This window comes from Rhizobium sp. RAF36, assembly GCF_052114105.1.
Classification (GTDB): Bacteria; Pseudomonadota; Alphaproteobacteria; order Rhizobiales; family Rhizobiaceae; genus Rhizobium.
In genome coordinates this window covers 26,631-43,740 of record NZ_JBFREC010000010.1, presented here as the reverse complement: position 1 = coordinate 43,740, position 17,110 = coordinate 26,631, and the positions used below count along the sequence as shown (strand labels likewise).

The 17,110-nt window shown below is 60.9% G+C and carries 10 protein-coding genes; all 10 read right to left on the bottom strand.

Features of this window, described 5'->3' with window-relative positions:
* Positions 1–8: 8 nt before the first annotated feature.
* Entirely contained in the window at positions 9–1,979 is a 1,971-nt protein-coding gene (glgX, locus tag AB4Z25_RS25630) for a glycogen debranching protein GlgX (protein ID WP_112538045.1), read from the bottom strand.
* A 10-nt stretch (positions 1,980–1,989) separates the two neighbouring features.
* Positions 1,990–3,621, bottom strand: coding sequence for an alpha-D-glucose phosphate-specific phosphoglucomutase (locus AB4Z25_RS25625; protein ID WP_112538044.1), 1,632 nt, complete (start codon positions 3,619–3,621; stop codon positions 1,990–1,992).
* A 6-nt stretch (positions 3,622–3,627) separates the two neighbouring features.
* Positions 3,628–5,070, bottom strand: coding sequence for a glycogen synthase GlgA (gene glgA, locus AB4Z25_RS25620; protein WP_112538043.1), 1,443 nt, complete (start codon positions 5,068–5,070; stop codon positions 3,628–3,630).
* Between the two features lie 4 nt (positions 5,071–5,074).
* Positions 5,075–6,337 carry a glucose-1-phosphate adenylyltransferase gene (glgC, locus tag AB4Z25_RS25615; RefSeq protein ID WP_112385566.1) on the bottom strand — a complete coding sequence of 421 codons (1,263 nt, stop codon included), beginning with the start codon at positions 6,335–6,337 and terminating at the stop codon, positions 5,075–5,077.
* Between the two features lie 22 nt (positions 6,338–6,359).
* The gene (gene glgB / locus AB4Z25_RS25610; protein ID WP_112538042.1) at positions 6,360–8,567 is read right to left on the bottom strand and encodes a 1,4-alpha-glucan branching protein GlgB; all 2,208 of its coding nucleotides are present in this window, start codon (positions 8,565–8,567) and stop codon (positions 6,360–6,362) included.
* The gene (locus AB4Z25_RS25605) at positions 8,564–11,026 is read right to left on the bottom strand and encodes a glycogen/starch/alpha-glucan phosphorylase (RefSeq protein WP_112516797.1); all 2,463 of its coding nucleotides are present in this window, start codon (positions 11,024–11,026) and stop codon (positions 8,564–8,566) included. The genes glgB and AB4Z25_RS25605 overlap by 4 nt, the downstream gene beginning before the upstream one ends.
* A 277-nt stretch (positions 11,027–11,303) precedes the next feature.
* The gene (locus AB4Z25_RS25600; RefSeq protein WP_442210020.1) at positions 11,304–12,491 is read right to left on the bottom strand and encodes a pilus assembly protein TadG-related protein; all 1,188 of its coding nucleotides are present in this window, start codon (positions 12,489–12,491) and stop codon (positions 11,304–11,306) included.
* A gap of 232 nt (positions 12,492–12,723) precedes the next feature.
* Positions 12,724–13,689 (bottom strand): TadE/TadG family type IV pilus assembly protein, encoded by a 966-nt coding sequence (locus AB4Z25_RS25595; protein ID WP_112538041.1) that lies wholly within the window; start codon positions 13,687–13,689, stop codon positions 12,724–12,726.
* 111 nt (positions 13,690–13,800) lie between these two features.
* On the bottom strand, positions 13,801–14,682 hold the full coding sequence (locus tag AB4Z25_RS25590) for a transglutaminase family protein (protein ID WP_442210018.1): 882 nt from the start codon (positions 14,680–14,682) through the stop codon (positions 13,801–13,803).
* A gap of 4 nt (positions 14,683–14,686) precedes the next feature.
* Positions 14,687–17,101, bottom strand: a complete 2,415-nt coding sequence (locus AB4Z25_RS25585; protein ID WP_112538039.1) for a circularly permuted type 2 ATP-grasp protein — start codon at positions 17,099–17,101, stop codon at positions 14,687–14,689.
* Between the last annotated feature and the right edge of the window lie 9 nt (positions 17,102–17,110).

The following is a 17,110-nucleotide window of genomic DNA, read 5'->3' as shown; positions in this document are numbered from 1 at the left end:
CGGCCAGCTCAATTTTCCAGATAGAACATAGCGCTACGAGCCGGAAGCGATACCGTCTGATCGACTTTTTTGCTGCCGGAACGCGTCAGTTCGCGCCATGCCGCTCCGGCTGGAAGTGTGAACGATACGGGCGCGCTTGCGCGGTTGAACAGCACGGAAAGCCGGGTGGTCTTTCGCGCGGTGCCGTCGCGGGTCGCAACCATCATGCCGAAAGACGAGAGGTTCGGCGACTCCCATTCTCCTGTGGTCATCGGCTGACCTGAAGGAGACAGCCAGATGACGTCACCGTTGCCGGTGAAAAAGCTGCTTTCGGAGAAGACCACGAAACGCTTTCTGAGAGCGGAGACAAAGGCGGTGTGGGCGATCAACTCGTCATCGAGCGTTTTCCAATCCACCCAGGTGATCTCGTTGTCCTGGCAGTAGGCGTTGTTGTTGCCGCGCTGGCTGCGGCCGCCTTCGTCACCGGCGGTCAGCATGATGCTGCCGCGGCTGGCAAACAGCGTTGCGATCAGCGCCATCAGATCGGCGCGGCGCCTTGCGACAATGTCTGGATATTTCGTCTCGCCTTCGACGCCGTTGTTCCAGGAATGGTTTTCGTTATGGCCGTCGCGATTGTCCTCGCCGTTTGCCTCGTTGTGCTTGCCATTATAGGAGACGAGGTCTTTCAGCGTGAAGCCGTCATGGGCGGCGAGGAAGTTGACGCTGCGGGTTGCCTGACGGCCGTCGCGGCCGAAGATGTCGGACGAGCCTGCAAGTGCGGTTGCCAGTGGCCCGGTCTTCCAGTCGTCGCCACGCCAGTAGCAGCGGATATCGTCGCGGACGCGGTCGTTCCATTCGAGGAAGGGTGCCGGAAAATTGCCGAGCTGGTAGCCGCCGGGACCGATATCCCAGGGCTCGGCGATCATGACGCGATCAGCGAGCACGTCGTCGGCTAGGATCGCCGACAGTGTCTCACCGTGACCTTCGAAGCCGGAGGCCGCGCGGCCGAGCACGGGAGCGAGATCGAAGCGGAAGCCATCGATCGCAGCGCCGAGAACGAAATGCCTGAGGCTGTCGATGATCAGCTGGCGGATATAGGGGTGATCGCAGGCGACTGTGTTGCCGGTTCCGGTATCGTTGACGAGCTCGCCCGGGCGGCCCGGCAGGTGGCGGTAGAAGGAGAGGTTGTCGAGCCCGCGCATCGACAGCGTCGTGCCGTATCGGTCGCTTTCGCCGGTGTGATTGAAGACGAGATCGAGAATGACGGCGATGCCTTCGGCATGCAGCCTGGCGACGGTGTCGCGTAGCTCGGCCATGCCGCCGGGGCAGAGGCGGGGATCGAGCGCCATGAAGGCAACGGGATTATAGCCCCAGCCGTTGGTCAGCCCGAGCGGCGGCAGGTGACGTTCGTCGATCCAGGCGGTAATCGGCATCAGCTCGACGGCATCGACGCCGATCCGCTTGAGATGCGCAATAATGGACGGGTGGGCGAGGGCGGCAACGGTGCCGCGCTGCTTCTCAGGCACATCCGGATGCAGCATGGTGAAGGGCTTGACCGCGACTTCATAGATGAAGCCGCCGGGACGGAACAGCGGTTTTCCGGGCTTTGCCTTCTGATCGCGGGTGACGATCGCCTTGGGCATCAAGTCCTGGGTCTCTTCACCAAAGGTGCCCAGGCGCGGATCATGGCGGAACGGGCGGTCGAGCTCCTTGGCGTAGGGATCGACGAGCAGTTTCGACGGGTCGAACCACAGGCCGTTGTCGGGCGCATAGATGCCGTCGGCGCGCAGGCCGTAGCGTGCGCCTTCCTTCAGATTATCGACGAAGAGGCGGTGGATGTAGCCATCCTCGCGCGCCATCGGCAGGCGCGCGACCTGCTTATTGCCGCTCTTGTCGAAGAGGCAGAGCTGGAGCTCTGCGGCATGTTGCGACCAGACTGTGAACTCGACGCCGGTCTCGAAAAGAACGGCGCCGCCTTTTGCCCTGTTGTCCGCCCGCATGTGCCCCCGGTCAGGTGATGACGGAAGGTGCGTCCCGGCCCGTGCGCTTGCGGATGTCTGCGATGGCTTCCGCGGCGGCGATCAGGTCGGCCAGCGCCTCCTGCGTTTCGATGTTGTGCCGGCTCGAATCCGGCTCGTAACGTTCGATATAGACGCGCAGGGTTGCGCCAGACGTACCAGTGCCGGAGAGACGGAAGACGACGCGGGAGCCGCCCTTGAACAGGATACGGATGCCCTGATGCTCGCTGACCGACTTGTCGACCGGATCGTGATAGGCAAAATCGTCGGCCTTCTCGGCCGTCAGACTGCCGAAGACCTTGCCGGGCAAGCTGGGAAGCTGAGCGCGCAGATTGTCGATCAGACCATTTGCGGCATCGGTATCGACGGCTTCATAGTCGTGGCGCGAATAGTAGTTGCGGCCGTATGTCTGCCAATGCTGGGTGACGACGTCCTGAACGCTTTCGCCGCGCACGGCGAGGATGTTCAGCCAGAGCAGCACGGCCCACAGGCCATCCTTTTCGCGAACATGGTTGGAACCGGTACCGGCGCTCTCTTCGCCGCAGATCGTCGCCATGCCTGCGTCAAGCAGATTGCCGAAGAACTTCCAGCCGGTCGGCGTTTCATACATGCCGATGCCGCGCTTTTCGGCAACGCGGTCAGCCGCGCCCGATGTCGGCATCGAGCGGGCGATACCGGCGAGGCCGCCGGAGTAACCGGGCGCCAGATGCGCGTTGGCAGCGAGGATCGCCAGGCTGTCTGATGGGGTCACGAAGATACCGCGGCCGACAATGAGGTTGCGGTCGCCGTCACCGTCGGATGCCGCGCCGAAATCGGGCGCATCGTCGCCCATCATCTCGTCGTAGAGTTCCTTGCAGTGAACCGGGTTCGGATCCGGATGGTGGCCGCCGAAATCAGGCAGCGGCATGAAATTGCGGACCGAGCCTAGCGGCGCGCCGAGACGGTTTTCGAAGATTTCCTTGGCGTAGGGGCCGGTGACGGCGCTCATCGCATCGAAGGCGATCCGAAAACCGAGGCTGATCAGATTGCGGATGGCGCCGAAATCGAACAGCTCTTCCATCATCGCGGCATAGTCTTCGACCGAATCGATGACCGAGAGAATCATGCCACCCGGAAGCTCTTCCTTGCCGATGCGGTCGATATTGACGTCGCCGAAGTCGGCGATCTTGTAGCTGTCGATCACCTTGGTGCGGGCATAGATCGCGTCGGTGATCTTTTCGGGCGCCGGGCCACCATTGTTGACGTTGTATTTGATGCCGAAGTCTTCGGTCGGACCGCCGGGATTGTGGCTGGCGGAGAGAATGATGCCGCCGAAAGCCTTGTATTTGCGGATGATGTGGGACGCTGCAGGTGTCGAGAGAATGCCGCCCTTGCCGACGATCACTTTGCCGAAGCCATTGGCAGCAGCGAGCTTGATCGCCTTCTGGATGACTTCGCGATTGTAGTAACGTCCGTCACCACCGATGACGAGGCTCTTGCCCTGGTATCCCTCCAGCGAATCGAAGATCGACTGGATGAAGTTCTCAGCATAGTTCGGCTGCTGGAAGACCGGGACCTTCTTGCGGAGACCCGAGGTGCCGGGTTTCTGATCCTGGAAGGGCGTGGTGGATACGGACTTGTTCATTTTCTGTCACTTGCCTTTCGGGGCGAGGCTTGAATACAGGGCAGCGTAGCGTTCGGCGCTCTTCTCCCACGAGACATCCGATTTCATGCCCTGCTTTTGCAGTTGGGTCCAGACTTTTTGATCCGCATAGAGTGTCATCGCGCGGCGGATGGCCTGTAGCATACCCTCAGCCGTGACGGGAGAAAACTGTATTCCTGTCGCAGCTTTAGCCGCAAGCGCGGCATGGTTAGCATCAATTACCGTGTCGTTGAGGCCGCCTGTGCGCGCAACGATCGGTACGCAGCCGTAGCGCAGGCCGTAGAGCTGCGTCAGGCCGCAGGGCTCGAATCGCGACGGAATGATGATGGCGTCGCAACCGGCCTGCATGAGATGCGACATTGGCTCATTATAGCCGATCGAGATGCCGATGCGGCCGGGATGGCGGGCGGCGGCGGCCAGAAGCGAGCCTTCAAGCGCCGGATCGCCGGAACCGAGAATCGCGAGCTTGCCGCCGAGTGCGACGATTTCGTCGGCCGTTGCGGCGATGAGATCCATGCCCTTTTGCCAGGTGAGGCGGCTGATGATGCAGAAGATCGGCGCGCCGTCGTCATGCAGCCGGAAGAATTCGGCGATCGACTTGCGGTTCTCTTCGCGGTTCTTCAGCGTCGTCGGGCCATAGTGGGTGTGGACGACGGGATCGGTGGCGGGGTTCCAGATGTCGGCGTCGATGCCGTTGACGATACCGTGCAGCGCATCGCGGCGGCTGGCGATGACGCCCTCGAGCCCCATGCCGAATTCCGGCGTCAGGATTTCGTCGGCATAGGACGGACTCACCGTGGTGATTGCCCAGGCGGTCTGCAGCCCGCCCTTCAGGTAGCCGAGATGACCGTAGTACTCGATGCTCTCGGTCGAGAACGCATGCGGCGGCAGGCGGAGGCCGGGGAAGACTTCTGCGCCGAACTGGCCCTGGAAGGCGATGTTGTGAACGGTCAGCACACTCGGCAGTTCGGGTGTCGGATAGTAGCGCATATAGACGGGCGTCAGCGCCGCCTGCCAGTCATGGGCGTGGACGAGATCGGGACGCCAGTCCGGCATCAGTCCTGCGGCGATCTCGGCGCCGGCCAGAGACAGGGCGGCGAAGCGCCGCCAGTTGTCAGTGTAGTCCTTGCCGGTCTGGTCCAGATAAGGACCGCCCGGGCGATCGTAATAAGCCGGGGCATCGAGCACGAGGATATCGAGACCCTCGTGCTGCACTTCCAGAACCGTCGCGGGCTCTCCCAGGAGATCATCGAACTGCAGGCGGACGACGGGATCGCGAATGGCCTTCATGACGGCGGGGTAGCCGGGCATGAGGGTTTTCGTTTCGACGCCGTACCGCTTGAGGGCGATGGGAAGGGCGCCCGCCACATCGGCGAGCCCCCCTGTCTTGATCAAAGGGAAGACTTCGGACGAAACCGAAAGGACTTTCATATGTTTAAAGATCCAACTTATCGATCATAGGCTGCGTAATCAGGCAAATGCCGCTCTCGGTGCGCCGGAAGCGCTTGGCATCCAGGATCGGATCCTCACCGACGATGAGGCCTTCCGGAATGACGACGCCATGGTCGATCACGACATTCTTCAGCTGCGCGCGGCGGCCGATCTTGACGCTCGGCAGAACGACGGCACCTTCGAGTTTCGAATAGGAGTTAGCGCGCACGCCTGTGAAGAGAAGGCTCTTGTTGAGGCTGGCACCGGAGATGATGCAGTCGCCCGCAACCACCGAGGAGGTTGCCGAGCCGCGGCGGTTTTCGTCGTCATGGACGAACTTCGCCGGCGGGGTGATTTCCGCATAGGTCCAGATCGGCCAGGACTTGTCGTAGATATCGAGATCGGGAACGATCGCCGTCAGGTCGATATTGGCCTGCCAGTAGGCTTCGATCGTTCCGACGTCACGCCAATAGGGCTCGTTCTCGAAGTCCGAACGGACGCAGGAATTGGCGAAGCGATGGGCGACGGCCTTACCGTTCTTGACGATGTAGGGGATGATGTCCTTGCCGAAATCCTTGCTGGAATTCGGATCGGCCGCATCGCGCTTCAATGCGTCGATCAGGAACTTCGTGTGGAAGACATAGATGCCCATAGAGGCAAACGAGCTGTCCGGTTTGCCGGGAATGGCTGGCGGATCAGCAGGCTTCTCGACGAAGTCGATGATCCGGTCGGTCTCGTCGACATGCACGACGCCGAAGCCGGTGGCTTCCATGCGCGGCACTTCGAGGCAACCAATGGTCACGTCGGCGCCGGAATCCACATGCTGCTGCAGCATGTATTCGTAGTCCATCTTGTAGATATGGTCGCCGGCGAGGATGACCATGTACTCCACGCCGTAGTCCTGGATGATGTCGATGTTCTGGTAGACGGCGTCGGCCGTGCCTTCATACCATTGCGTTTCGGAAACGCGCTGGGAGGCCGGCAGGATGTCGAAGCTCTCGTTGCGTTCCGGGCGGAAGAAGTTCCAGCCGCGCTGCATGTGGCGGATCAGCGAATGCGCCTTGTACTGGGTGGCGACGCCGATGCGGCGGATACCTGAATTCAGCGCATTGGACAACGCGAAGTCGATAATACGGGCCTTGCCGCCGAAATACACCGCGGGCTTGGCGCGGCGGTCGGTGAGTTCCTTCAGACGGCTTCCTCTACCGCCCGCCAGAACGTAAGCCATTGCATCGCGGGCAAGTGGCTGAATGCGCTTCTCTACCATAGTCTACTCCTCCCACCAGTCTTCAAGTCTCGGGTTCAAGCATGATCGTCGCCAGCGGCGGCAAGGTAATCGTGGCGGCGATGGTGCCGCCGGCATTGACGGCTTGCACGCGCCCGCCATTGCCCTTGCCGCTGCCGCCGTAGATGTCGGCATCGGTGTTCAGAACTTCCCGCCAGCGCCCCTCAAGCGGCAGGCGGATAGCGTAGTTCTCGCGATAAACGGGTGTGAAGTTGGTGATCACAGCAACAGGCTTCTGTCCCGGCGCCTTTCGCAGCCAGGCGAAGACCGAATTTTCCTGGTCGTCGGCGATCAGCCATTCGAAACCTTCGCCTTCGCAATCGCGGGCATGCAGCGCCGGCTTGGAGCGGTAGGTAAAGTTCAGATCGCGGACGAGGCGGCGCATGCCTTCGTGCATGCGGTATTGCAGGAGGTTCCAGTCGAGCGACGTCGCCTCGCTCCATTCGCTCCACTGCGCGAATTCCTGGCCCATGAACAACAGCTTCTTGCCGGGATATCCCCACATGAAGGCGTAATAGGCGCGCAGGTTCGCGAACTTCTGCCAGTCGTCGCCCGGCATCTTGGCGATCAGTGAGCCTTTGCCGTGCACCACTTCGTCGTGCGACAGGGGCAACACGAAATTTTCGGAATAGGCATAGAGCAGGCCGAAGGTCAGCTCGTTGTGGTGGAACTGGCGATGAACCGGCTCGCGCTTCATGTAGCTCAGCGTGTCGTGCATGAAGCCCATGTTCCACTTGAAGCCGAAGCCGAGGCCTCCCTCATGGACAGGCTGGGAGACTTTCGGCCAGGAGGTGGATTCCTCGGCGATGGTCATAACGCCTGGATGTTCGGCATAGATGCGGGTGTTCATATCCTGGAGGAAGCGAACCGCCTCGAGGTTTTCGTTGCCACCATATTCGTTGGGAATCCATTCGCCATGCTTGCGCGAATAGTCGAGGTATAGCATCGAGGCGACCGCATCGACGCGCAGGCCGTCGAGATGGAACTTCTCGGCCCAATAGAGCGCATTGTTGACGAGATAGGACAGGACTTCGGTGCGGCCGAAATTGTAGATCGCCGTGTTCCAGTCCGGATGGAAGCCCTTGCGCGGATCCTCATGCTCGTAGAGTGCCGTGCCGTCGAACCAGCCAAGGCCGTGTTCGTCCGTCGGGAAATGGGCCGGGACCCAATCCAGAATGACGCCGATGCCGACCTTGTGGCAGCCGTTGACGAAGCGGGCAAAGCCTTCGGGCTCGCCGAAGCGGGCGCTGGGCGCATAGAGGCCTGTCGTCTGGTAGCCCCAGGAGGGGTCATAGGGATGTTCGGTGATCGGCAGAAACTCAATATGGGTAAAGCCCATATCGACGACATAGGGGATCAGGGTGTTAGCAAGCTCGTCCCAAGACAGGAACGTACCGTCCTGGCGAAGCTGCCATGAACCGGCATGAACCTCGTAAATGGAGATCGGCTGGCGGCGCTTGTCGGTTTCGCGCCAGTGCTTGAGATGGGCTTCATCATCCCAATCCTGGAGCAGCTCCGGGGCGGTGACGGAAGCCGTCTTCGGACGCAGCTCGCTGCGGCGTGCGAAGGGGTCAGCTTTCAGCGGCAGCAATACGCCGTCGCGGCCGCGGATTTCGAACTTGTAGGGAACGCCTGTCGGTACGTCGGGCGCAAAGATTTCCCAGATGCCGGCGCCTGAGCGGAAGCGCATGACGTGGCGCCTGCCGTCCCAGTTGTTGAAATCGCCGACGACGGAGACGCGCTGTGCATTCGGCGCCCAGACGGCGAAGTGGATGCCCTGCGCGCCTTCATGCTTGATCCAATGCGCGCCCATCTTGTCGAAAAGTCTCAGATGCGAGCCTTCGCGGACATAATAATCGTCCATCGGCCCAAGCACGGGACCGAAGCTGTAAGGATCGGTCACCGCCCATTCGGCATCGCCGCGGCGGGCGCGGTAGCGGACGGGTTGCTGCTTGGTGAGCTTCACCGGTCCGGCGAAGAAGCCGTCCGGATGAAGCTGCTTGAGATCGCCGACGGCGGTGCCGTCGAGTGTCATCGCCGTCACTTCTTCCGCACCGGGAATGAAGCAACGGGCCGCGAAACCATCGCCGGCCTGATGGACGCCGAGCGCGGCGAATGGATTTGCGTGCGAACCAGCGAGGATCGCCGCGATTTCGTCTGCCGAAATTTCCCAGGGACGCTTTACCTCAGGGGCAGTTTTCGGCGTTTTCATCCAGCTCTCCAGATTTCCTCGGCATATTGCCGAATCGTGCGGTCAGACGAGAACCAACCCATCCGCGCCGTATTGTTGATCGTCTTGGTGTACCAGGAGGACTTGTTGTTCCAGATCTGGTCCACCTCGCGCTGAGCGGCGGCATAGGCATCAAAATCGGCAGCGACCATGAACCAGTCGTGCGAATAGATGCCGTCGATCAACTGGGCATATCGGTTCCGGTCGTCCGGCGAGAACACGCCGCCGGCAATCGAGGCAAGCGCCTGCGACAGCTCGCGCGAGCTTTCGATGATCGCACGCGGATTGTGGCCGTCGCTGCGCACCTTCGCCACTTCATCGGCCTGCAGGCCGAAGATCACGATGTTGTCTTCGCCGACATTGTCGCGCATTTCGACATTGGCGCCGTCAAGAGTGCCGATCGTTAGCGCTCCGTTGAGGCCGAACTTCATGTTGCCGGTGCCGGAGGCTTCCATGCCGGCGGTCGAGATCTGCTCGGACAGGTCGGCTGCGGGGACCATGACTTCGGCCAGCGAGACGTTGTAGTTCGGCACGAACACGACCTTCAGCAGGCCGCGAACGGCCGGGTCGTTGTTGATCGTGCGGGCGACGTCGTTGATCAGCTTGATGATCAGTTTGGCGTTGTGATAGCTCGGCGCCGCCTTGCCGGCGAAGAGCTTGACGCGCGGGGTCCAGTCCATCTCGGGATGCGAGCGGATCTGGTCGTAGAGTGCCACGGCTTCGATGACGTTGAGCAGCTGGCGCTTATATTCGTGGATGCGCTTGATCTGGATGTCGAACATCGCAGACGGATCGAGCTTCACGCCCATCCGGCTGGCGACGAGGTTGGACAGAGCCACCTTGTTGGCGCGCTTGACGGCCGCGAACTTCTGCTGAAAGGCCGGGTCGGTGGCAAACTTCTCGAGCGGTTTCAGCTTTTCCGCATCATCCAGGAACTCGTCGCCGATCGCTTCGCGGATCAGGCCCGTGAGCCCCGGATTGCACTGCTGCAGCCAGCGGCGCGGTGTAATGCCGTTCGTCTTGTTGTTGATACGGTCGGGGTAGAGCTTGTGCAGGTCGGCAAAGACCGTGACCTTCATGAGATCCGTATGCAGGGCCGAAACGCCATTGATCGAGTGCGAGCCGACGAAGGCAAGGTTGCCCATGCGCACGCGGCGGTCGCCGCTTTCGTCGATCAGCGAGATCGAGCGGATTTCCGTGTCGGAGAAGTTCTTCTCGCGGCGGGCCTCGCGAAGAACCTTGGCGTTGATCGCGTAGATCAGCTGCATGTGGCGCGGCAGAAGGCGCTCGAAGAGCGGGATCGGCCAGGTTTCCAGCGCCTCCGGCAGCAGCGTGTGGTTTGTATAGGAGATCGTGCCGCGAACGATCTCGAAGGCCTGCTCGAAATCGAGGCCATGTACATCGCAAAGCAGACGCGTCAGTTCCGCCACCGAGACGGCAGGGTGCGTGTCGTTCAGCTGGATTGCCACCTTGTCCGGCAGCGATGTGAAATCGTCGTACTGCTGAAGATGGCGGCGCAGGATGTCCTGGAGCGAAGCGGAAGAGAAGAAGAACTCCTGGCGCAGGCGCAGCTCCTGCCCTGCCGGCGTGCCGTCGGCCGGGTAGAGAACGCGGGTCAGGCTTTCGGCCTTGTTGCTTTCGCGGAGCGCGCCGATGTGATCGCCGGCGTTGAAGGCATCGAGCAGGATCGGATCGATCGGCTGGGCCGACCAGAGGCGCAGCGTGTTGACGCGCTTGCCGCGCCAGCCGACGACCGGCGTGTCGAAGGCGGCGGCGATGACGCGCTCTGCCGGCTTCCAGACATAGCGCGGCTCACCGTCATGATCACCGACGACGTCAACGGTGCCGCCGAAGCCGATTTCGTAAGCGCTTTCACGGCGCTCGAATTCCCACGGATTGCCGTGGGCGAGCCAGCTTTCCGGAAGCTCGACCTGCCAGCCGTCTGCAAGCTGCTGGCGGAACAGGCCGTGGACATAGCGAATGCCGTAGCCATAGGCAGGGACATCGACCGTTGCCATGCTTTCCATGAAACAGGCCGCGAGACGGCCGAGGCCGCCGTTACCGAGTGCGGCATCCGGTTCCAGCCCGGCAATGACGTTGACATCGACGCCGAGCGAGGTCAGCGCGTCGCTGACTTCCTCCATCAATCCCATGTTGGAAATGGCATCGCGCATCAGGCGGCCGATCAGGAATTCCAGGGATAGATAGTAAACGCGCTTGTCGCCGGTGGAGTAGACCTTGCGCGTGGATTCCATCCACTTGTCGATGATCCGGTCACGGACGACGAGGATCGTGGCGGTCAGCCAGTCGTGCGGCTTGGCAACTTTGGCATCCTTGCCGATGCGGTAGGTGAGGCGCTCAATAATTTCTTCCGCAAGAATTTCAGGCCGGGAGCTGCGAGGAGCAGGGGAGGGGATGGTCGGCTTGGAAGCTGTTGTCATCGTCAGGTCTCGCCAATTTTGATTTGATTTCAGTATGTTATGCCTGAGGTAATCGCTTTGTCGCACACACGAATACTGTCAGTTTATGCACCGTTACCAAGCACTTGCAACAAAGGATTTAACCAAAGCAAAAATTTGCGGAACCTTCACCTTCGCCCTGACCGCGGGACTTGATTTCAATCGATTTTCCCGATTTGATACAGGGGATTAGCACACAACGAAAAGCCGCCCCGGTTTGTTCCGGAGCGGCTTTTGTAATTTCGGGCGACAGCAGTATCTAGTTGATCAACCGGGTGGTCGTCTTCATTGCGGTCTGAGCGATATTTTGGAAGTCTTTCACGAGTTTTTCCATAGTGTTTGGCTCATAGTAACTGCCAGCCGACGATGCGCAGTACTGTAGCAACTTCTTGCCCTTATCGGGCGCCATGAATGCAACAGTGAAAATGGTGATCCCATCAGACTTGGCAGCATCGCACTTGTCGCGAACTTTCTGGTCAAGGGACGAGTTCCAGGTGTTGCTATAGCCTGTCATCTCGCCATCGCTCATTAGAACCAGATATCTGTCTGACGTCATATTCTTTTTGGCGGCATGCGCCTTGGTTTCGGCATCGCTTCCATCAGTCGGTTTTCTGACAGCGTTGTCGGCAATCACCATCGCGCCGTTGGCATCCGTGCCGCCTGCGGGCACGGAGGGCATGCCTGCTACGTATTTACGTGCAGCTGCCGTGCCCCAGGACATGATCGGTGACGTTTGGCTCATGACAATGTGGGTGTATGAGACGGCGCCCGTTCGGACCAGATCTCCGTCCTTGTCGGCCCCGTCGAGTGCGTCAAAAAGCGCCCCTGCGGCAGATTTGAGAGCCGCTATCTTGGATACATAGGTCGTCGTGTACTCCTTGCATTCGCCCTTTTTGTTGGTGCGCGTGCAGGTCTTGCTTTCCACGGTGTCGGTGTCCTGCGCCATGGAGCCAGACTCGTCGAGCGCCAAAACCATGGAGAGCGCATTGCGAGCATTCTGGTCCGGACCGGAGCCGCTTTGTGCGGCGCTGGCGGCCCCGATATTGGTGGATTTGACGCCGAAGAAGTTGGCGAGGCCACTCAGGGGTTGATTGTATGTTGTGGTGATGTTGACGTTATAGGTCGTCGATTTGCCGGAGGTTGCCTGATCGACTGTAACCTTCACGCTGTCCTTGATGCCGGTCGCCGCGACGTTGTTGTTCAACAAGTAGTTCGACATCTGCCCGGCCACGAAATCCTTGGCAAATGCGCTCGCGCCAGTGATCGCAAGCGTTCCATCAGCAAGGGCTGCAGCTGTTGCCAGGGCAGCGGAATCGGCAGCTTCCTGAAGCTGACGCTGAGAATTGACGGTTTTGGATACATCGACCGCGACACCTGCCGCACCAAGAGCTACCGGGACAAGTATGGCGGTCATCATGCCGAAATTGCCGGAGCGGTCGCGCAGCATGCGTTTTGCGCGCGCATGCACTGAGGAAATGGGAGACATCATGTCACCTAGAAGCAAGAGGAAAATTATGCTGACCTCATGCTTATCGCCGAATTATTACCACAGTCCCTAAGATGATCGTTAGAATTCTAACGATCTCAAGATTTCGATACATTCGCTACTTCATGAAACGTCTGTTATTCGCGAAATTTCGGCACATTGAACTTTGCGGCGTTAATATTTATGGCAGCCTTTATTGCGTCAGCCTTACATAGTCTCCGTCGGCGGCCTTGCACTCGGATGAAACGGTATAAAAGAAATCCTGACGTTCCCAGCCGCCGCCGTCCTCCCATGCATGGCTCTGCGGTTTTGAGCAGCCGAAATAGGACTCAAGCGGTTGAGTAATTCCCTGTGGGAGCTGTTTACCATCGACGAAAAGGTAGTTGGTCGTTTGCGGATTGTCGGTGCGCATGGTGGCATCGTACTTGTTGTAGGTCTGGGCGCTGTCGCTTTCGCATTTGACGTCATTGCCATTGACGACCGCGCGCTTCTTTAGTGGGCAGCCGTCTTTCTTGATATCCATCTGAAGTACCAGCTTGGTGTATTTTCCAAGGTCGATTTGAGAGGACGGCTTAACAACCATTGTGCCACTGCCACTATTTGCATGGGTCGTCGTGGTATATTCGACCGTAGCGAGAACGGTTTCTGCGGTACTGCCCTCGCGGACGACGCGCACCGATACCTGCTTATACCAATAGCCTTGGGCCTTTGTCGGTGTGAACGTCACCTTTTCGGGTTTCAATGGACTGATCGCTGCCGAGGTTACGCCAACGGCGGTCGAATTAAAGCCGCCGAATTTCATGAAGGAAGTTGCTGCCGTCCCGGTCATCGCGACCTGCAGCGTTCGTCCGTTGGCTGTGATGTTAAAGGCAACGTCCTTCGGCAGTTTGTCGGCATAGGACGTAATGAAAGATTTCGCCGCAGCCTGGGCATCGGAGAGGTTGGTACCATCGAAAATCTTGCCGCCGGCCAGTGCCGCTCCATCGGCGATCTGTTGCAGATTTGTTCGTTCCATAGCGGCCATGGAATAATCGACAGCCACACCGGCCGCGAGTATAAGCGGGACGGCGAGAAGACCGGTCATCATCGCGAAGTTCCCACCCCGGTCGTGGAGCAATTCGTCGATCTTCGAATGCTTGAAATATGATGACGGCTTCATGGTTGCTACCTTGCCAAAAGGTTGTGGTAGCAAATCTCTGCATCAATTAAGTTGTTAATTGCCTTACGAACTCGGTAAAAATAGAGCAAAGCGTTCTATTTTGTGCGCATCTCATTGCTTCAACGGCACCACATCGACCGCCTGAACCGCCCGCTGCCCGCCATAGCTCTTCAGCACGCCGATCACGGGGGCCACGTCGCTGTAGTCGCGTCCGTAGGCGACGACGATGTGGTCGGTGCTGGCGGGGATGTTGTTGGTGGGGTCGAGTTCGACCCAGCCGAGCGTTTCGCCGCACCAGACGCGCACCCAGGCATGCATGGCGTCTGCGCCTTCTAACCTCTCCTTGCCTGCTGGCGGAATTGTGCGCAGGAAGCCGGAGACGTAGCCTGCGGGGATGCCGAGGCTGCGGAGCGCCAGGATCATCACATGGGAGAAATCCTGGCAGACGCCGCGTTTCAGCTTGAAGGCGTCGAGCGGCGTCGAATCCACCGTGGTGGCTTCGGTGTCGTAGGTGAAATCCTTGTTGATGCGGGTGCAGAGCGCGGTGGCGATCTGCAGCACGGTGCGCTCTGGCGCTGCACTCTCGCGGGCATAGTCGGAGATCGCGCGGGTAGCCGTCAGACGCGGGCTGTCGCCCAGGAAGTGATGAGGGGATTCCGGTTCGAGAGACCAGATGCCCGCCACTTCCTCCGGCAGACCTGACAGCGTCGGCGAGAAATCCGCCGTGATCGAATGGCTTTCCACCTGCACGCGGGCCTGCATGCGGATGTCCAGCGTCTCGTGCGGTGAGCGCAGCAGGAACGAGGTCGACGGATGGCGGAAGAAATCGGTGAAATGCGATTGCTCGTCCGGCGACGGTGAAATGGTGATCGAGCCGGCGATCAGGCGCTGCCGGTCGGGCAGAGACAAGGGCATCAGCCGCATGATGTGGCGGGCGCCGGAGGCCGGGCTGTCGTAGCTGTAACCCATGTGAAGCGTGAGGTCGTAAAGCACGGCGTCACCCCAGATAGGTTTGTGCGAGAAGATCGGAGAGGGCTTCGAGCTCGCGCTCGAGCTTCTTGTAGACGTCGCCGCTCATCGTCTCGGGCGTCATCACCGCAAGGCCGGAATGCAGGCGCATCGCTTCGCGGTAGAAAGGCGACATCTGGCCGTTGATGAAGGCATTCGGCAGCTGCTCCACTTCGCGGTGGATCTCGTTCACCTGGAAGAGGATCGAGCGGGGGTTGAGCGGATCGAGCGCCAGAAGGTCGGTGACGGTCAGCCGCGCGGTGTTGACGTTGTAGCGGCGGCGATGGGTCATGACGCTGTCGCCGATCTCAAGCAGCATGTCGAGGGCGCCGTCGGGCGCCTCGGGGCCGGACATATGGCCGAGCAGCCGGGTCAGATGCAGGCCGCGCTCGATGTAGCGGCCGAGCGACAGGAAACGCCAGCCGGTGAAGCGGTACATGTTTTCGTGCACCAGACCGGCAAAGCCCGCGAGCTTGCGCAGCAGGATGGTCATCGCGTGGCTGGCGTCGTCGCCGGCGGCAACCGTCATGCGGAAGCGGCGGGCGGTCTTGGCGAGGTCGTTCAGCGCCAGCCAGCCGTCCGGCGAGAAACGGTCGCGGATGTTGCTGGCGGAATAGACGGCGCTCTCGATGTTGCGCAGCAGCGTTTCCGGCACCGGCTCTTCGGTGTCGATGTCCAGCGCCGCCAGATATTCCGAGACGTCGGCCAGCAGCGGCTGGTCCGGGTCGGCAGCTTCGGCGTAGCGGGCGTGCCAGGCGCGGAGGATGCGCAGCGCCCCTTCAGCGCGCTCGATGTAACGCCCCAGCCAGAAGAGATTGTCGGCTGCGCGACTCGGCAGGCTGCCCGGCATGTTACGGGTGAAGCTGCCTTCGGCGGGCAGCAGCGTGTGGCGCTCGACCGGCTTGTCGCTGACGATCCACACGTCGGCGGCCGCACCGCCGGATTGCATGGCAATGGCGGCGACATCGTCGCTGGCGCCGATGCGGGCGAAGCCGCCGGGCATGATCTGCCAGCCGTTTGCGGTGCGCGCCGCAAAGACGCGCAGCGACATTGGCCGCGGCGTCAACTTGCCGCCGACCCAGGCCGGCGTGGTGGAGAGCGTGACGACTTCCTGGCCGACGAGCTTCGGGCCATCGGTGCTCAGCCAGTCGGAGATCGAATCCTTCGCCGTTGCCCGCAGGGACGATCCCAGCACGGATTCGCCGTCATCGTCGAAGAAGGGGGCGCGCGAGAAGGCAGGGCCGATGACCATCTTTTCGAGATGCTTGGCCACATGCTCCTGCTCGCTTTTCTGCCCGCACCACCAGGTGGCGATCGACGGCAGCTGCAGGTCTTCGCCAAGGATCCGGCGACAGATGGTGGGCATAAAGGCCAGCAGCGCGCGGGTTTCGAGAATGCCGGTGCCGAGGCCGTTGACGATCGTCACTGTTTCGGCGCGCAGGGCATCGAGCAGACCGGGCGTGCCGATATGCGAATTCTGGTTCAGTTCGAGCGGGTCGGCATAGGCGCTGTCGAGGCGGCGCCAGAGCACGCCGATCGGCTTCAGCCCGGCGACGGTGCGTACCATGATCCGGCCGTTAACGACGGTCAGGTCCTCGCCTTCAAGTAGCATGAAGCCGAGATAGCGGGCGATATAGGCGTGCTCGTAGTAGGTCTCGTTTGCAGGGCCAGGCGTCAGGACGGCAATGCGGTCGTCGCCGGAATGTTTCATCGTCTGCAGCGTGTCGCGGAAGGCGCCGAAGAACGAGGCGAGGCGGTGCACCGGTGTTTCGGCATAGACGTCGGAGAAGGCGCGGGTGGTCGCCACACGGTTCTCCAGCGCGAAACCGGCGCCTGACGGCGCCTGCGTGCGGTCGGCCAGCACCCACCAGTTTCCATCCGGGCCGCGGCCGATCTCGAAGGCGCAGAAATGCAGGTAGTGGCCGGTCGCCGGCTTCACGCCTGCGAGCGGCCGCTGGAATTCCGGGTTCGAGGCAATCAGGCCGGGCGGCAGGAAGCCCTCCTGCACCAGCGTGTTTTTACCGTAGATATCCGCAACGATCGCTTCCAGCAGATCGGCGCGCTGGACGAGGCCTGCGGACAATTGCTGCCACTCGCGCTCATCGATCAGAACCGGAATATGCGACAGCGGCCAGGAGCGTTCGCCGGTGCCCTTGCTGCCATAGGCCCGGTAGAAGACGCCGGCATCGCGCAGATAGCGGTCGGCGCGGGCGAAGCGTTCGGCAAGCTCGGGCTTGGGCACGCGGCCGAAAGCGGAGAGAAAGCGCTGCCAGACCGGGCGGATCGCGCCGGTATTATCGACCATCTCGTCGGCAACGCCAGGCAAGGGCGCGTAGTCGAGAGCCGCATCGCTGGCGCTGCGGGTATCGATTGCCTTGCGTTCCGTTGCCGGTTTCTTGCCCATTAAAACCTA